18 protein-coding genes are annotated in these 15,973 nt (G+C 61.9%); 9 read left to right on the top strand and 9 right to left on the bottom strand.

The features are described 5' to 3' along the window. Window positions 1-149: 149 nt before the first annotated feature. Window positions 150-1,124, bottom strand: coding sequence for an IS5 family transposase (locus BO1_RS45635; protein WP_028223288.1), 975 nt, complete (start codon window positions 1,122-1,124; stop codon window positions 150-152). A 305-nt stretch (window positions 1,125-1,429) separates the two neighbouring features. Between BO1_RS45635 and BO1_RS59970 the strand changes: the two genes are divergently transcribed. Then, entirely contained in the window at window positions 1,430-1,567 is a 138-nt protein-coding gene (locus tag BO1_RS59970; protein ID WP_156992777.1) for a hypothetical protein, read from the top strand. After that, complete coding sequence (locus tag BO1_RS45625; RefSeq protein ID WP_028223287.1) at window positions 1,564-1,896, top strand: hypothetical protein; 333 nt, start codon at window positions 1,564-1,566, stop codon at window positions 1,894-1,896. Before BO1_RS59970 ends, BO1_RS45625 begins: the two co-directional genes overlap by 4 nt. A gap of 780 nt (window positions 1,897-2,676) precedes the next feature. On the opposite strand, the gene BO1_RS58590 is transcribed toward BO1_RS45625, so the two are convergent. Next, a complete protein-coding gene (locus tag BO1_RS58590) occupies window positions 2,677-2,868 on the bottom strand; it encodes a hypothetical protein (protein WP_084688787.1) in 192 nt (63 codons plus the stop codon). Window positions 2,869-3,135: 267 nt separating this feature from the next. On the opposite strand from BO1_RS58590, the gene BO1_RS56760 reads away from it, so the two are divergent. After that, complete coding sequence (locus BO1_RS56760) at window positions 3,136-3,504, top strand: hypothetical protein (protein ID WP_052409847.1); 369 nt, start codon at window positions 3,136-3,138, stop codon at window positions 3,502-3,504. Here BO1_RS56760 and BO1_RS45615 read toward each other — a convergent pair. From BO1_RS45615 to BO1_RS45605, 3 genes are all read right to left on the bottom strand, one after another. Further along, window positions 3,484-3,825: an H-NS histone family protein gene (locus BO1_RS45615; protein WP_028223286.1), complete on the bottom strand. Its 342-nt coding sequence runs from the start codon at window positions 3,823-3,825 to the stop codon at window positions 3,484-3,486. The two genes, BO1_RS56760 and BO1_RS45615, sit on opposite strands and share 21 nt — an antisense overlap. Window positions 3,826-3,970: 145 nt before the next feature. Beyond that, window positions 3,971-4,741, bottom strand: coding sequence for a DeoR/GlpR family DNA-binding transcription regulator (locus tag BO1_RS45610; protein ID WP_028223285.1), 771 nt, complete (start codon window positions 4,739-4,741; stop codon window positions 3,971-3,973). Between the two features lie 93 nt (window positions 4,742-4,834). Next, window positions 4,835-5,515: an MgtC/SapB family protein gene (locus BO1_RS45605; RefSeq protein WP_028223284.1), complete on the bottom strand. Its 681-nt coding sequence runs from the start codon at window positions 5,513-5,515 to the stop codon at window positions 4,835-4,837. Between the two features lie 200 nt (window positions 5,516-5,715). On the opposite strand from BO1_RS45605, the gene BO1_RS45600 reads away from it, so the two are divergent. From BO1_RS45600 to BO1_RS59965, 3 genes are all read left to right on the top strand, one after another. Further along, a complete protein-coding gene (locus tag BO1_RS45600) occupies window positions 5,716-6,663 on the top strand; it encodes a choline ABC transporter substrate-binding protein (RefSeq protein ID WP_028223283.1) in 948 nt (315 codons plus the stop codon). A gap of 105 nt (window positions 6,664-6,768) precedes the next feature. Further along, complete coding sequence (locus BO1_RS45595) at window positions 6,769-7,473, top strand: histidinol-phosphatase (protein WP_028223282.1); 705 nt, start codon at window positions 6,769-6,771, stop codon at window positions 7,471-7,473. A 335-nt stretch (window positions 7,474-7,808) separates the two neighbouring features. Then, window positions 7,809-7,985, top strand: a complete 177-nt coding sequence (locus tag BO1_RS59965) for a hypothetical protein (protein WP_156992776.1) — start codon at window positions 7,809-7,811, stop codon at window positions 7,983-7,985. A 51-nt stretch (window positions 7,986-8,036) separates the two neighbouring features. On the opposite strand, the gene BO1_RS59960 is transcribed toward BO1_RS59965, so the two are convergent. The 4 genes from BO1_RS59960 to BO1_RS55535 form a co-directional block, all read right to left on the bottom strand. Next, the gene (locus BO1_RS59960; RefSeq protein ID WP_156992775.1) at window positions 8,037-8,297 is read right to left on the bottom strand and encodes a hypothetical protein; all 261 of its coding nucleotides are present in this window, start codon (window positions 8,295-8,297) and stop codon (window positions 8,037-8,039) included. A 494-nt stretch (window positions 8,298-8,791) separates the two neighbouring features. After that, on the bottom strand, window positions 8,792-10,453 hold the full coding sequence (locus tag BO1_RS45590) for a Na/Pi cotransporter family protein (RefSeq protein ID WP_028223281.1): 1,662 nt from the start codon (window positions 10,451-10,453) through the stop codon (window positions 8,792-8,794). A gap of 117 nt (window positions 10,454-10,570) precedes the next feature. Then, on the bottom strand, window positions 10,571-11,278 hold the full coding sequence (gene phoU / locus BO1_RS45585; protein ID WP_028223280.1) for a phosphate signaling complex protein PhoU: 708 nt from the start codon (window positions 11,276-11,278) through the stop codon (window positions 10,571-10,573). Between the two features lie 76 nt (window positions 11,279-11,354). After that, entirely contained in the window at window positions 11,355-11,582 is a 228-nt protein-coding gene (locus BO1_RS55535; RefSeq protein ID WP_043289039.1) for a hypothetical protein, read from the bottom strand. A 1,448-nt stretch (window positions 11,583-13,030) separates the two neighbouring features. On the opposite strand from BO1_RS55535, the gene BO1_RS59955 reads away from it, so the two are divergent. From BO1_RS59955 to BO1_RS45560, 3 genes are all read left to right on the top strand, one after another. Further along, on the top strand, window positions 13,031-13,198 hold the full coding sequence (locus tag BO1_RS59955) for a hypothetical protein (RefSeq protein ID WP_156992774.1): 168 nt from the start codon (window positions 13,031-13,033) through the stop codon (window positions 13,196-13,198). Between the two features lie 135 nt (window positions 13,199-13,333). Next, window positions 13,334-13,879, top strand: coding sequence for an arsenate reductase/protein-tyrosine-phosphatase family protein (locus BO1_RS45565; RefSeq protein ID WP_028223278.1), 546 nt, complete (start codon window positions 13,334-13,336; stop codon window positions 13,877-13,879). 872 nt (window positions 13,880-14,751) lie between these two features. Further along, window positions 14,752-15,765, top strand: coding sequence for an IS110 family RNA-guided transposase (locus tag BO1_RS45560; protein WP_028223277.1), 1,014 nt, complete (start codon window positions 14,752-14,754; stop codon window positions 15,763-15,765). The last annotated feature ends 208 nt before the right edge of the window (window positions 15,766-15,973 follow it).

The following is a 15,973-nucleotide window of genomic DNA, read 5'->3' as shown; positions in this document are numbered from 1 at the left end:
TTAGGGCAACGCTGATCAAGCCGTGTAAACGCGTCTGATCGCGATGGCGCTTGCGTAAACTTTTTGAATGACCCATGAAGATGGCCATTCCGGTTCGTTTTGTCGCGCCTCAGGCGCTTTGTACGGGCTTTTCGCCCGTCTTTCGCCCACTACGGGCGCACCTCCGCTGTAAATCGACGTCGCGACATGTAAAGGTTCGCCAGCGCGAGAGAAACGAAGGCGCGATTGGCGTTCTTCGCCAGACCTCGATAGCGCACCTTCGTGAAACCCCACAACCGTTTGACCACGGCAAACACATGTTCGACGCGGGCTCGAATTTTCGATTTGTTGCGGTTTTTGCGACGCGCCACTTCATCGACGCTGCCCTTGCGCCGCGTGCGTTTATTCGTAAAGTCGCGGGCCTTCGGGGCCTTGCCATGGATCAGCGCTTTCTGGCTCGCATACGCGCTGTCGCCATAGACCCGCTGCTCTTGCCCATGCAGAAGCTGTGGCAGTGGGTGCTTGTCGTGCACGTTGGCGGCCGTGACGACTGCGCTATGCGCCAGCCCGCTCTGGCTATCCACGCCGATATGCAACTTCATGCCAAAATGCCACTGCTGGCCCTTGCGCGTCTGATGCATTTCAGGATCCCGCGCTTTCTCTTTGTTCTTTGTCGAAGAGGGTGCGCCAATCAGCGTGGCGTCTACGATCGTGCCACTCTTGAGCTTCGCTCCGCGCGCCTGCAACACTCGCCCCACCTCGGCGAAGATTCGCTCGCCCAACTTGTGCTCTTCAAGCAGATGCCGGAATTTGAGCAGCGTAGTGGCATCCGGAACGGTTTCGCTGCCCAGGTCAATGCCCACAAAGCGGCGCAGGCTGAGGCTGTCGTACAGCGCCTCTTCGCACGCAAGGTCGGCAAGGTTGAACCAGTGCTGCACAAAATGAATTCGCAACATCCGCTCCAGCGCGATCGGCGGGCGGCCGTTCCCGCGTTTCGGGTAGTACGGCTCGACCACCGCGCACAGTTCCGCCCACGGCACGAGCCTGTTCATCTCATCGAGAAATGCTTCACGTCGCGTTGGCTTACGCTGGGCGCCGAATCCCGCGCATTGATCGACAGCCATCGCCAGTGTCAGTTGCTTCATCGTTTTTTGCTTTCGCCGTTGCATGTCCACGCTATAACGCACGACAGCCATGAGCGGCGGACTTGATCAGCATTGCCTTAGCCTGCGCCAAGCTTGGGTTCAGGTAACCCGCAAGTGCCTCGAAGACGTCTTCGGCTGCGATGGCTTGCATGACAGCCGTGCTGCGTTGCGGGGAAACATCCGGCGCGTCATTGCCGTTGCAGAAGCCAAGGCACTTCGCAGCGCAGAATCTCCGATCCAGGTGATGTCGAGCGGGCTTTCGGGCTCAAGTTTTCTTTTGTGCCGCCGACAGTACCATCATGCACATGTTCTACAACAAGAAAATCGCCGCCAACGTTGATCACGAAGCCGCTTTTGCAATCGCCCTGAAGGGCGCGCAGCCCAGATCCTTGAAGCATCCGACCGATTCCGTGGCTGGAGCCAGGCGCGATTCCTTGATGTGATCAAGGATCTGGCATCCCTTGCCGTTTTCCAGGGCATCCAGCCGGCCGTTCCCTGCACCGATTATGGAGAAGAAAGTTCGATGCTTCGCACACTTAATTTCATTGTTATCGCGTTCTTTCTGGCGACCGCGTACCAGATGTTGAACGCCTATAACAACGCCCAGAAGGCATGCATCGAGGTTGTGGCGATGCAGACGGAGACGGCCAGCACAGGCGACAATGCGGAGCAAGAGCATATCAGGGCAAAGACGCTTCAGTGTGAGCGTAAGGCTCACGTCGGAGCCTTGATCGGCGAAGCGTGGATGTCGCTGTTTCCAAACAAAAGCTGATGATTCGGTGACGCCGCGGACCACGGCCGCCCTTCGAATCGGGCGAGGCACTTGCGGACCGCTGGGGCGCGCGCCTGGAAGCCGCCGGGAAACCTCCGGATCTCGCTCACTGCGGGGCGCATTGACGAGCACAACGCCGACGATAATCCAGAGCACATGCTTGACGACGGAGCGCAGTTCATTCCCCGAAGCAAAAGCGAGTGCGATGCAAGTATTTGGCGCCAACGGCCGCGTAAAGGTTGGCAGAACCAAGGGGGCGTTTGAGCAACTTCAGACGACCGGAGCGCGGCCTCGGCGGTCGGCGCTGGTTCGATCGGGCAGCAGGGCAGACTGCGGCGCGCCAGCGCTGATTGACAGGCCCAGCCTGGCTGTTGGCGCGCGGTGATTTTCAATACGGTCTACGCTCATCCGCCGGTGCTTACGACCGATGGCATGGGAACGCATACGCTGCGGAAAACGTCTTGCGGCTATATCAGCGCAAAGGCACTGAGCCGCGGCTAGCAAACCAGACTATGGCGAGATTATTCAGGATGCCGAACGTGCCGCCCGTGCTCCGGCATGCGCTGCAGACCGAGGTGATCACCTTTGACGCGGGAAAAGCTGAGGGGCAAACCGCGAATCGGGGAGGGTACTGACTGACAGTCCGTCTGGGAGCCCGCCCCCTTCAATCAACGCCTGACGGCCAGCACACACGCGAGCAGTAATGTTGGGCGGGCCGGACCTGAGGCCGGCCCCCGGGACGCAACGTCCGTGAAGGACCGTCATCCAGCGGGGGACCGTCTAGAGAAGCCTGGGGTTGTGGATCCGTCCAATGGACGGAGACCGTTCAATGATCAGTTTGGCGACATATTCAGCCAGCAGGGCGCGCGGGATGTTCGCCGGCACGTTAGCGACGACCTGTGATGGAACGAGAACGATGAATTCGTCCGGTGCGGAAGCGAGGCTGTGCTCATAACTGACGCGAACTTCCATGGTTGTTTTGGCAGATGGTTGGCGGCGTTCTACACAGCATGGGTACCTGGCTGCGAACTGGTATTGTGGGAAGTGTAGCGTGGGTTGAGCCATGCCGGAGGAACGTCTGCACCGGCCAGGCATGTCCGCGGCCGTGGTCTTCAGGCGCGCTCAGTTTTGCGCAGGCGCCCACGCGGATAAGGGTACCGGTTCTGGGAGGCACGTTGCCGCCTTCAACGACGATCGTAAATCGTTGCGTAATGACGGGCGCGCGAAACGACGACGTTTATGGACGAAGAGACGAAAGCGGAGCTGCTGGCCTTCCTGGTGGTGGGGCAGCTTGTGGCACTGGCACGCAGTGGTGACTGGCTGAGGACGGACCATCTGATCGAGTCGTCGCAGATCTGGCTGAGCTCGAACGTTGCGCGATGCGACAGGCTCACCTGCGCCCGGCTGATCGCCGCCGCCCGGGAGCCGGCTCCGCAGGTATCTGACTGGCCTTTCCCGAAGGACGAAAGGGGTCTTGTGCGGCTTTTCAATCTGCAGTCAGGCTGGTTCTTGGACTACCGGACCGAAATCGTGCAAAGGTTGCACGCAATCTGCGTGGAGTATCTGGAGCGGCACATCACGGGTTGGTCAGCCCGCAGATGCCAGTGATCGTACGTTTCTGGCGAGGCGGGTGCCGGCAAATGGATCGTTGCGCCAGTCGACGCCGCTGGGCCCGCGCGGCAACTGACCGCTCACCCCGTTGACCGCAAAATGCTCGAGCGACTGGCCGGCGCTCATCGCTTGTTGAAGCCACTGCGGGATTTTGCCCTTGTCGTCCCAAGTTTCCCCTGCGGCGTTGCGGTAACGTGTTTCGCTGCGCCGCCGCTGATCACGTGCAATTGATTCAGCGAGATCGTCTGGTTTGATGCCGAATTCGGCCATCCGCCGACGCAGGTAGGCCACCATGCTTTCCCGTTTGCGTTCGTCCACGCTTCCTTTCCTTTTAGTATCTGGCTTGACGCTGTGGCAGGGGTTACATGCGGGCTGGCAGGTCTGGGAAGTCCAGGGCGTGGGAGACGATGAAGACGCCTGCGATGGAACGAGGCGTCTTGCTTTGTCGCCGTGGCCATCCTGGCTAGGCAAACTCGATATGCCGGATCGCCTTCTTGATCTGCGGGAACGTGTCGACCGATTCGGCCTGCCGGTTGGTGATCAACGTGCCGATCTGCTCGACGCCGCAAAAGCTGATCCGGCTGCCGCGGCCGATCTTGCTGAAGTCCGCGAGGATCGCGACGTCGCGTGCGTTGGCGACCATGGCGCGCGCGACCTCGGTGTCCGCGCGGTCATAGTTGGTCGCGCCGTGCAGATGGTCGACGCCGACCGGCGAGAGCAGGGCGAGATCCGCGCGATAGCGGTGGATCTCGGCCACAGCCGTCGCGCCAACGGTGGCCGCTGCGCGATCGCTGATCGAGCCGCCGAGCAGGATCACGTCGTTACGCGCCTGGTCCGCGCCGCCGACGGGACGCATCTTGAGCGCGACGTCGATCGAATTCGTGATGACGGTCAGATTGGACAGCGACGCCAGCTCCTCGGCGAGCAGCGTGGTCGTCGTGCCCGCGTCGATGAACAGCGTCTGCGCGCCGGCGATGACGCCGAGCGCCGCGCGGGCGATCGCGGCTTTCGGCTTGATGCGCGTTTGCGCGCGCTCCGCGATCGGCGCCTCATCGTCGACACGGATCACCCCGCCATGCACGCGCTTGAGTTCGCCCATCGCCTCGAGATCGAGCAGGTCGCGGCGCACCGTTTCGCGCGACACATTCAGGTCCGTCATGATGCGCTCGGTCGACACGCGCTGGAGTGTCGAGAGCAGTGCGCGGATGCGGTTGTATCGGTCTTCCTGCCACATAAAGAGAAATCCAGAGGGAGGGAATTCGGCCGACAATCGGCGGGCCGATGCACATGGTAGTGCATCCGGTGGCGCGCGAGCGCGCGGCGGGTTTCATGGCGCGAGGTCGTGCAGGTCGCTCACGCCGCTCAGTTGTTGCAGACGCGCGCGAATCGCACCGAATTCGCGATCGGACATGCGCGAGAATGCAATCTGGATCTGCTCGACGTCCGGCCTCACCTCGTCAAGCTCGACGACGAAGCGCACGATCCGGCCAGCGCCCGCACCGAGCGCGTGCTCGAGCGTCGCGAGCTTCACGGCGCCGCGCACGGCCATCAGGCGCACCCCGCAGTTGCGCCGCGCGGCGAAATAGCGGCGCTCCAGCGGCTTGAGCCCCGCGAGGATCACGAGGACGATCGCCGTCGCGGCGATCGCGGCCGTGTACATCCCGCCGCCCACCGCGAGTCCCACGCCGGCCACCACCCACACGCTCGCCGCGGTCGTCAGGCCGCGCACGACTTCGCCGCGCAGCAAGATCGATCCCGCGCCGAGAAAGCCAATCCCCGACACGACTTGCGCGGCAACACGCGACGGATCGAGCGTCACGTTCGGGCTGCCCAGGATGTCCGCGAAGCCGAACGCCGAGACGATCATGATGAGCGCCGCGCCCACGCTCACGAGCATATGCGTGCGCAGCCCGGCCGCCCACGACAGGCGTTCGCGTTCAATGCCGATCACGCTGCCGAGCCCAGCGGCAAGCACGAGCCGCAGCACGATTTCGAGTTGGCTGATCATCGGTTCATCTCCTTGCCTGACCATGCGCCGGCCACCGTCTGGCGCGCCGAATGAGTGTGTGTATTTTTGTGCAGTATTGCATATTTGTGTATTTTAATCTACGGTACGTGCGATGCCGCAAGCGGATCGTCGCGACCGCCCGGCAGCGAGTCACGGAGTTGGACTGGATCAGGGCATTCATTTTGTCGGGAGGCCGTGCAATGAATAGGATCGGAAAGATGATGGTCGCGGTTGCCGCCTGTGTGCTGACGGTGGCGAGCGCGCACGCATCGGATAGCGAGACGTGCAGGAAGGTGACACTGGGGGATGTCGGCTGGAGCGACATCGCCGCGACGACGGGCATTGCGACCGCGCTGCTGGAGGGGCTTGGCTATCAGGCCGACAAGACCACCGCGTCGCCGCCCATCGTGCTTGCGGGATTGAAGAAGGCACAGATCGACGCGTTTCTTGGCTACTGGGATCCGAGCATGACCTCGACCGTGAAACCATTCGTGGACTCGCATTCGGTGGACCTGCTGCCGCAGCCGAATCTGGTCGGGGCGCGCTATACGCTTGCGGTGCCGAGCTATGCAGCGGACGCGGGGCTCAAGCGCTTTGCGGATATTGCGAAGTTCCGTGATCAGTTGGACGGACACATCTACGGCATTGGCGCGGGCAATAACGGCAACGCGCTGATCCAGCAGATGATCGACAAGAACACGTTCGGGATGGGGGGCTTCAAGCTCGTCGAGTCGAGTGAAGCGGGGATGCTGGTGCAGGTGAACCGCGCGATCCGCGAGCATCGGATGGTCGTGTTCCTTGCGTGGGAGCCGCATCCGATGAACATCGACTACAAGATCACCTATCTGGACGGCGGTGATAGCGTGTTTGGGCCGAACTATGGGTCGGCGAAGGTCTACACGGTCGTCGCGCCCGGCTATCTCACGCGCTGCCCGAATGTCGGGCGCCTGCTGACGAACCTCCAGTTCACCACCGACGAGGAAAACCGCTTGATGGTGCCGATCATGAATCATGCGGATCCGGTCGTGGTCGCCAAAGCCTGGCTGAAGAGCCATCCGGAGCAACTCGATAAATGGCTCGCGGGTGTGACGACGTTCGACGGGCAGGACGGCATGAAGGCGCTCAAGCACGCGATCGGCATGCCATGACGGGCACGCTTGCCCGCAGCCGCCGCAATTCGCCCGGCGGGTGCGCCAGCGCGCACCGGGCTATTAACCACGCAACTACCCAGGCAACGACTCAGGAAACACCTCATGCAACGCAATCTCGCGCTGTTCGACCTCGACCATACGCTGCTGCCGCTCGACAGTGACCAGGCGTGGGCACACTATCTCGTCCGGCTCGGCGTCGTGGACGGCGCGCGGCATGCGGACAAGATCGACCGGTACTACCGCGCATACGCGGCGGGTGAGCTCGACATGGACGCGTACCTCGACGCGACGCTCGCGCCGCTCGCGAGCCATCCGCGAGCGCAGCTCGAACAATGGCACGCGCAATTCATGCGGGACGTGATTGTCCCCGCGATTCGTCCTGAAGCGCGCGCGCTCATTGCCCGGCATCGCGACGCGGGCGACCTGTGCTGCATCGTAACCGCGACGAACGAATTCGTGACCGCGCCGATTGCCTCGGCGCTCGGCGTCGAGCATTTGCTCGCCATCCGGCTCGGCACGCACGACGGGACGGCGGGCGGCGAGTACACGGGCAAGAGCGTCGGGATACCAAGCTTTCGCGAAGGCAAGATCGCGCGCGCACACGCGTGGCTCGCGTCGCTCGGACGATCGTTTGAGGATTTCGGGCAGAGCTGGTTCTATAGCGATTCGATCAACGACGTGCCACTGCTTGAACACGTCACGCATCCAGTCGCGACGAATCCCGATGCGCGTCTGGCTGAACTCGCGGCCGTGCGGAACTGGCCGGTGCTGCAGCTGTTCGGCGAGGCGGGTGTGGCGGCAGGGTGACGGCTGCGGACTGCCCCATGCGGTCCTTTTTCATGTACGCCCAGCACGGGCAGACTCCCGTCTTGCACCTGTTGCCTGGCTTCGCCTGCCCTCATGGCAGCGAGGCGAGCCCGATTTCCACGTGCGATGCCTGTCGAGGCAAGACCCAATCGATATGGGTTGCAGTAGTTGCTGTCCCAATAACCTTCGTTCGGGAACTGCACCGCGAGAAGGAGTGCCTTCCGATTCACTGGGCACCGTAGGTAGCACGATGCCGGATTGATTCGCCCGTTACCGAAATGAGCACCGCTGCACCGGATAGCGGCATGCGGTGCGTACAAACGCTCAGGCATTGCATGGCCGAACAGATCAATGACGTCATTGTGGTGCGGTACGAAACCACGCCAGGCCTGGCAGCCGCCGAAGCTCAGGCCGAAGGTGACAAGCCGGCAGACGTGATCATTGTGCAGGTACGAATGGGCAATCCGTCCTCAATCCCGTTTACGCCGGTACGAGGACGAGCGCGGGGCTGACGTTCGCCGATAGTCAGCACGCACCGGGTGCGGTCCGCGCCGCAGGAGCGATCATCGTTGACGACCTGCTGCCGGGCGGCTCCGGTCACGACCTTCGATCGCCTGGGTCGGTTCGTGGCGTCTTTTCCGTTGCATTTCGTGTAGCCCATACACGATCAGAAAAAGTCCCAACACCACGGCGCCGGTGGCGAAAGAGTCATTCACCCTGACGGCACCATGCCCCAGCAATGAACCGGCGCCAAAGGCGACCCCGACAACCGCAACGATCAGGAGAACAATCGATCCGGCTTGTGTGTGTTGAGAAGATTTCATAGGTTCCCGGCAGGCAGAATCTGGAATGGGCCGCGACTGGACCCGCTCGAGAATGAGGGTGTCGCAAACCATCCGGCAGAGCCAATATAGCGCGTCATAAATGGGTCTGGCCAGTCTGAACGAGGAATGCGTGACTGCCATCACTCCGTTTTCAACGGCGCCATCACCGCTTCGGCTGATTATCGTGAGGTCAACACGCACGATGCCTGGTCGCAGAGAAGAACTACCCTGCACGGGCCGGCACTGTAGCCCATCGGGGCATCGGGTTCCGGGGCAAAAAGCAGATCACGCGTATCGCTGAGTCGCGCGTCGAAAACAAGGCCGCGGGCAGGTCGGTCCGAACGATCCTGACTGTCGGGACATGGCCGCGCCCGGCGTTGAGGCCGGCCTTCGAACACCAGTTGAAGCCGGCGTTCAACGCCTGCGCTGATGGTGAATCCGCGACGGGGGGACGTGCGATCCATCGAGTGCACCTTCGTTCCGACAGGCCGGACTTACATCTCGTTCGCGGCAATCCGGCTGGGCAGCAGTGCTCCGGTGCGCTCGAGAATCGGGTAGGCAGACGCGGCCACGATATGTGAATTGATGAGCTTCATGTCGCGGAGCAGATCGAGGTGCAGTGCGCTGGTCTGGGCGGTGTCAAGACGGCCGGAGCGTAGCCTGTCGAAGTGTGCCGCGGTCGCTGTCGTTTCTGCTGTCCGGAACGCCACCTTTTCGTCGGCCAGCATGCGTGCCGTGCGTGGGTCCCCGGTCATGAACAACGACGCCGCCGTGCGCACGTTGGCCATCAGCTGGTCTGCCATAGCGAGCAGTTCGGCTTCCCCTTCCTTCGAGAACGCGAGTCCGCGTTTCAGCCGCTTGGTGACATGCGGTAGCAGGTTCAGGTCCACCACATCGCCCGCCTGCTCAATGTTGATGACGAAGGTCAGAATATCCTGTAAGCGCCGATGATCGACCTCTACGAGCTGCTCGGGGTCGAGCGACGTCAGGTAGGTCTTGATCGCGGTATTCAGGCTGTCCAGGATGTCGTCGTGCCGGTGGGTTTCCGCAATCAGCTTGCGATCGCCATCCACCAGGGCCGCGCGGGTGTTCGCCAGCATTGTGCCGAGCACATCGGCCAGGCGAAGTGCCTCACGTGCTGCATTGCCAAGCGCCACCACTGGAACCTGCCGTGCGGCGTGATCCAGGTACAGTGGCCGCGACGGATCGGCGAGATCCGTACGCTGCGGCAGCAGTCGCCTGAGCAGGGCTGCGTAGGGAGCCAGGACTGGCAGGAAGATGCCGGCAAGAACCAGGTTGAAGAGCGTATGAAAATCGGCCACGACCCGCGCATTGTCCGGTTCAAGGGTCACCATGATGCGGCCAATCGGCCCGAGCGCCGCAAGCGCTACCACGACGCCCGCTACCCGCGAGAGCAGGTTGCCAACGGGCAGGCGTTTCGATGCAGGGTCGGCTGCCGTCGTTCCCTCCAGCAGCGGATTGACCGCGGTGCCCAGATTCGCGCCCAGCACCAGCGCGAACGCGGCTTCAGGCGGCACAACGTTCTGCGCACACATTGACATGATGAGCAAAACGATCGCAACGCTGGAATGAGCGGCCCAGGTCAGCCCTGCTGCCAGCAGTACATCCACCAGCGGCACGGTGGACGCGGCGCCGAGCAGCATGCGCAGATTGGGCGCATCCTCGTAGTCCGTCATCAGCTCGAGCAGCTGATGCAGCGCGAGCAGCATCAGGCCCAGGCCGATCAACGTGCGGCCCAGATCGTGTGCACGCGGGTTCGACGCCTTGCGGAACATCAGCACGCCGACGAGGATGAGTGCGGGCGAGACGGCCGCGACATCGAACGACAGCACCTGCACGATCAATGTCGTGCCGACATTTGCGCCGAGCATGACGGCGAGCGCCGAGTTCAGTTCGACGAGCCCGCCTGCGGCGAAGCCCGCGGTCATGAGTCCGGTCGCCGTACTGCTTTGCAATACCGCCGTCACGCCCATTCCAGCCAGGAAGGCGCGCAGTCGCCCGTGCAGGGCCCGTCCGAGAAGCGAGCGCAGGCCGGCACCGAAGGCGCGCTGGATGCCGGTCTGAACCATGTGGGTCCCCCACATCAGCAGCGCGACGGATCCAGCCAGATCGATCAGCGTGAAGGTAAATGTCATGATCCCAGTCCCTCCTTGCCGGACGAGCGGTCATCTGACGCTCACCGGGGGGGCGTGTCAGGTTGCGGGCCCGTGGGTAATGACGGGCCTTGACGGGTTTTCCCTGCTGCCCGGCGCTCAATGGCGCAGGGCTTCACGTTCGAGTTGCTCCCTGGAAAGGTGGCGCACATCAGTGCCCTTGACGACGTAAATGACGAGCTCCGCCAGATTCGTTGCATGGTCCCCGATACGCTCGATGGCTGATGCAATGGACAGATAGTCCAGCGCAGCGGAGATGACGCGGGGATTGCCTGCCATACAGGTCGCCAGCCTGCGCATGAAAGCGCGGTACTGCTCGTCGATCGCCTCGTCCTCGCGGACAATCCGGGCGGCCGCAACGGCATCGAGCCGGGCAAATGCATCGAGTGCGCCATGGAGCATGGTTGCCGCCAACTCGCCGGATAACCGGATTTCCGTCATGTCGACGGTCCTGCCCGCCTCGGCCTCCGCGATTCGCCGGGTTCGCTTTGCGATCTTGTGTGCTTCGTCGCCCGCGCGCTCGAGATTCGTGATGGCTTTCGAGATCGCCAGCAGCAGACGCAGATCGGAAGCGGCTGGCTGGCGTCGCGCGATGATGTTGCCGCACTCCGCATCAATTTCGACTTCCATCGCATTGAGCCGATGCTCGTCCGCAACGACCTTGTCGACCAGCGCCAGGTTGAAGCGGTGAAGGGCCTGCATCGCATGGGTCAACTGTGATTCAACGAGTCCCCCCATTTCGAGTACCCGGGACGATATGTGGTGGAGGTCAGTGTCGAACTGGCTGAGTATGTGTCTGTCTGACATGGAGTTTTCCTCCCCAATCGAAACCCGGATCCTGGGGACCTTTCAGGTTCCCGGCACGGGTCATCAAAAGACTGACCTAGCGCAATTTGGGCGGCCGGCCGGTCCTGATTCTTTCGACCGAAGCGACGGCTGCAAGCAGCTGTTTCGGGGGAGCGGATTCCAGCAGAATCAGGCCAGCCCGAAGGAGTTCGCCCTTTTTCACCTCTACGCCCGCGTCGAGGCACCGCCGGAGCAGCACCTTGATTTTGTCGTAGTCCGAACGCGGCATCGTGAACGTGTCGCGCACGACCTTCTGCTTCTTCACGCGCTCCTTGCCCGGTGAGGCACCGTCTGCTGGCGCCACTTCAATGCGCCGTGCTCGCCTCTTGCCAGCCTTCGCCGTAGCGGATTGCCCCCCGGCAGCGGACTCCGGTGTTTTCCCGGCACCTGCACGCTTGCGTAACGAGGGGGCTTCCCGGTCTTGTGCCCTGGCGGTCCCGTGTTCCATGATTGCCCGCAATTTTGACAAAACAGTACAAACAGTATAGCCATTTTCTTCTGGGTGACGCGGGGCGGTACGCATGCCCCCGCCGGGCGCGGACATGTTCGCCATGGCAAAGCAGACAACGGTACGGGAGGGGTGGCGGATACGTTCAGCCAGAACGTTTTTTGAGCTGCAGTGTGTACTGGAAAACCGCGGGTTCGCTTGGCGGATTCCGTGTGTCGGTCGAAGGAAAAAGCCCCGGCGGGCGAGCGCCGGGGCTTAATGCCTGTCGCGCTTGTCAAGGGACAAGCGCCAGGCGCTGCGCATGGTCAATCTGCGCAGCCCGCCGGGCACAATACGCCCGGCGCTTTGAATTATGCTCCCACGCAACGGCGAAGTGGCGAAAAAGGCATACGGGGCGATGCGTGCTTAAGTCAACTCATGATCTGCTTGCAGCGATGTCCACTCGAGTTTACGCGCGATGCGCAGCCGGTCCTGTGGCTGCGTATAAAACAGTATATCGCGCGGCAGACCGGGGCCGCGTCCCGCGCGGCGCCAGCACCCCGAACGGGAGCGACGAGAACCGTCGTGCTTGCGTGTGCCAAAGCGCCAGCGCGGCGTGGGCGACCAGATGGCCAGTCAACGTTCCTCGGCCCAAGCATGGCTTGATCGCGATGGCGCCGGTCCACGCTCGCTCCCGCCTGCTCTTCCTGGTGATGGGGCAACTTGTCGGTTTGGCCTGCAGCAATGGCCGGTTGCGAACGGATCACGTGATCGAATCAGCCCAGATGCGGCTGGGTTCGAATGGCGCGATTCGAGACTGTCTCTTCTGCGTCAGCCCGGTATCTGCCTCCTGGGAGATTGCACCAAAGGTGCACGAGTGGCCGCTCCCGAACGACGAAGGCGGGCTGAACTTATTCAATCTGTAGTTTGGCTGGTTTTGGACTACCGGAGTGAATCTGTCCCGAAGTTCCACGCAATCAGTACGGAATATTTGGCGCAACATGGCGCAGGTTAGCGCGGGCGCGGCGGCTGTTGCGCGTGGCCCGAAAACGCGTGTCAACGTTGTGCGCGTGACCCGGTGGTGCAACCCGTCGCCACCCATGCACCACCAATCGCGACGATTCAGGAACGATATTCGTCAAAATTGAATTTACTCATCCACGAGTTCAAGAAATCTTGATCGCCGCATCGCTATTTAATCGTAGTGCTAATCAAATATCCGGCGCCGCGAGGGCATGCCGGTTGCCATCGAAAGGTGGCATTGCAATTGGGGGCGGCGTCGAACTTTGTCGGAGCGCCTCGTTGAGGGCACGACCTCGGCGGTCCCCGTGGCTTCGGGCTACGACCGCCGCACCACCGGTCCATGGATTAGCGGCGAATCGACCATTCCGCTGCTCGTTGAACGGCATCTCGATCTGCTACTCGCCATTCGTGACCGCCTGAATACCCATTGAGTGTCGATAACGCGACATGTTCTTGCCAAATTCAGCCTTTATTTTTTTCGCTAGTCCTTCGCTGTCATGATGCAAGTAAAAGCGCAACCTTGAAGTCGAGACCAAGCTTCTCACAACCTGTCTGGAGACAAGAAAATGAAAAAGATCAAACTCGCTGCATTGCTCTGCTTTCTTGGTGTCAATTGCACGTCTATCGCATTCGCCGGCGAGCCGGCGAAAGTCGCCTTCGTCGATACTGGCAATACGGGCCGTAGCGTAATGGCCGAAGCCATTGCTAACCAGTACATTGTGCAGCATCACAAACACATCGCAGTGATCTCCCGCGCGGTCGACGAGGACCCGTACGACGTGCGGCCCGAGAAGAATGGAGTAATCTTGATGAAGCGGCGCGGCATCGATACATCCTCACATCGCTCGGTCCAATTGAGCCCCAACGACGTCGAGCATTCCGACGTAATCCTGGTGATGACTGACAAGCACAAAGCGAAGGTGATCGCCATGTACCCGCAGGCCTCAGGCAAGGTCTTCACGCTCACCGAATACGTGACAGGCCAGTCCACAGAGATTCCCGATGCCTGGGGCAAGCCGATTGAGTTCTATGAAGGCGTTGTCGCGACGCTCGACAAACTCGTGCCTTCAGCACTCGACAAAGTCGCAACTGCTGAGCCAGCAAAGCAGTAGCCGCCGTTTATATAAGACTGTGCGGGTGCCTGTCATGACCCGACGCGACTTCCTCCTTTGATCAAACGGCTAAACCGCACGCCCCGCCTGGGGCGGTTTGTGTACCCCAGCAGCTTAACCATTCGATGTGCTCCGGCGAAATCCCGGCATCTGCGCTTCCGACCGCGTCCGCTTCCCGCGCCGCGCAGCGTTCCAGTCGAAGGTCGTCGGCAGGCGGGGCGCGCCGGACAAGCCCGCCGACGTGTGAGGGACGCCTGCTGCTGCGCCCGCGCGCCCGCTTGCGGCCGGGAGGCCGCGCCAGGCGTCACGTCAAGGCCGCCTGCCGCGCGGCGCCCAATTGCAGATCAGGGGTGAAGTCGCCGCCAGTCATGACAAAATGTCCCTTCACCTTCCAATAGCCTGGGACTTTTTGTCAGAATCACCCTGCGGGGGGCTGACCGCGCCTGCGCACGCGCCCGCCCCTCGCTGGACCCGCGTAACGTTCGCCGGATAGCCGGGCGACGACCGCCGCACGACGCGCCATGCACCATGGATCGAAGGACCCGCGGCAAGCCGGCCCTGCCGCGGCGCGTGGCACGGCCCCTTGCTCGGCGGCCCGTCAGGCGTGATCGCACGTGAGCGCCGGCCCTGAAGGGCCGTTTTCGGTCAGGGGCAGGGCGGGCAGCGCCGGACGGGACGGGCCCCGCCATCCGGATTTTGCCGTCTTCGCGTGACGGCGCGCCGCACGGGCCGGTTGGGCGTCCCGGCCGGCCGCGGTCCCGCACGCGACAGTCGGCCTGTAATGATAATCATCTAGCCGGCCTCCTCGCCGCGGTGCGGCGGCGGGGTTAAAGTCAGTTTGCGAAAAGCACTTTGACCCTGCGGAGGTCGACATGAACTATTGTGGCATAGACCTACACTCGAACAACTGTGTCGTAATCGTCAGCGACGAGGGGGATCGGGTCCTGTACCAGAAGCGCTTGTCGAACGATCTTGTGCAGATACTTGCAGCACTTGAACCGTTCTGTGGCGAATTGGCGGGAGTGGTCGTCGAGAGCACGTACAACTGGTACTGGCTGGTGGACGGACTCATGGATGCAGGCTATCGCGTTCACCTGGCGCACCCCGCTGCCATCAGGAAATACGATGGACTCAAGCACAGCGGGGATTTCGCCGATGCGGCCTATCTGGCGCAGTTGCTGCGGTTGGGGTTGCTGCCAGAGGGCTATGTCTGCCCGCGCGAGGAACGCGGGGCACGAGATCTGGCGCGCAAGCGCATGCAACTGGTGCGCTATCGCACCGCACAGATTCTGTCGATCGAGGGCATCATGGTCCGACAGACCGGAAGCCGAATGAGGAGCGAGGCGGTCAAGCAGCTGACAGCCGAGCAGGTCAAGGAGTTGGCGTTCGTGCCCGATGTGGCAATGGCCGTGGAGGCCAACCGCATGGTCAGCGAGGTGCTGGGACAACAGATTGAAGTGCTCGAGAAGCGGCTGAAGGAACGCGTAAGCCTGCGCGCCGAGTACCGTCTGCTCAAGACAGTTCCGGGCATTGGGGAGACGCTGGCGACCACGATCATGCTCGAGACCGGATCAATCAGTCGCTTTGCCGAGGTCGGCAACTTCAGTTCCTACTGCCGCTGCGTGGATAGCCGGAGAGAAAGTAACGGCAAGAAGAAGGGGGAAGGTAACGCGAGGAACGGCAACAAATATCTCGCCTGGGCGTTTGTGGAAGCGGCCAACTTCGCCATCCGCTTTTCTCCGCAGGCCAAAAGCTTTTACGATCGCAAGAAGAGCAGAACGAACCGCGCACTGGCAACCAAGGCTCTGGCCCACAAGCTGGCGCGCGCGTGCTACTACATGTTGCGCGACCAGAAGCCCTTCGATGCGAAGCTGTGTTTCGGGTAACGGTTTGGCCGGGGGTGGTGAGCCAGGACTTTTGACTGGTGTGAAGCCAATGTAATGATTTGGACATCACCCCTGCGCCATTTAAAGGACTGCGAAATGCTGAATCGCCCAGACCGTGAGCCATTAAAGGACTGGCGTCGTCATCACGACGATAGCCACAGGCAATGCAAACACCCTCTGGACACGGCCCGGCACCAAAGTTTCTCTG

The organism is Paraburkholderia oxyphila NBRC 105797 (genome assembly GCF_000685075.1).
Taxonomy (GTDB): domain Bacteria; phylum Pseudomonadota; class Gammaproteobacteria; order Burkholderiales; family Burkholderiaceae; genus Paraburkholderia; species Paraburkholderia oxyphila.
This window is presented reverse-complemented; position numbering and strand designations above follow the sequence as displayed.

What these genes read in the sequence shown, in the direction of transcription:
- BO1_RS45605 (WP_028223284.1), bottom strand. Translation starts at nt 5,515, where the DNA reads ATGATCAGCCAACTCGAAATCGTGCTGCGGCTCGTGCTTGCCGCTGGG.
- BO1_RS45600 (WP_028223283.1), top strand. Translation starts at nt 5,716, where the DNA reads ATGAATAGGATCGGAAAGATGATGGTCGCGGTTGCCGCCTGTGTGCTG.
- BO1_RS59960 (WP_156992775.1), bottom strand. Translation starts at nt 8,297, where the DNA reads ATGAAATCTTCTCAACACACACAAGCCGGATCGATTGTTCTCCTGATC.
- BO1_RS45565 (WP_028223278.1), top strand. Translation starts at nt 13,334, where the DNA reads ATGAAAAAGATCAAACTCGCTGCATTGCTCTGCTTTCTTGGTGTCAAT.
- BO1_RS59965 (WP_156992776.1), top strand. Translation starts at nt 7,809, where the DNA reads ATGGCCGAACAGATCAATGACGTCATTGTGGTGCGGTACGAAACCACG.
- BO1_RS58590 (WP_084688787.1), bottom strand. Translation starts at nt 2,868, where the DNA reads ATGGAAGTTCGCGTCAGTTATGAGCACAGCCTCGCTTCCGCACCGGAC.
- BO1_RS45610 (WP_028223285.1), bottom strand. Translation starts at nt 4,741, where the DNA reads ATGTGGCAGGAAGACCGATACAACCGCATCCGCGCACTGCTCTCGACA.
- BO1_RS59970 (WP_156992777.1), top strand. Translation starts at nt 1,430, where the DNA reads ATGTTCTACAACAAGAAAATCGCCGCCAACGTTGATCACGAAGCCGCT.
- BO1_RS45590 (WP_028223281.1), bottom strand. Translation starts at nt 10,453, where the DNA reads ATGACATTTACCTTCACGCTGATCGATCTGGCTGGATCCGTCGCGCTG.
- BO1_RS45595 (WP_028223282.1), top strand. Translation starts at nt 6,769, where the DNA reads ATGCAACGCAATCTCGCGCTGTTCGACCTCGACCATACGCTGCTGCCG.
- BO1_RS56760 (WP_052409847.1), top strand. Translation starts at nt 3,136, where the DNA reads ATGGACGAAGAGACGAAAGCGGAGCTGCTGGCCTTCCTGGTGGTGGGG.
- BO1_RS45560 (WP_028223277.1), top strand. Translation starts at nt 14,752, where the DNA reads ATGAACTATTGTGGCATAGACCTACACTCGAACAACTGTGTCGTAATC.
- BO1_RS45635 (WP_028223288.1), bottom strand. Translation starts at nt 1,124, where the DNA reads ATGAAGCAACTGACACTGGCGATGGCTGTCGATCAATGCGCGGGATTC.
- phoU (WP_028223280.1), bottom strand. Translation starts at nt 11,278, where the DNA reads ATGTCAGACAGACACATACTCAGCCAGTTCGACACTGACCTCCACCAC.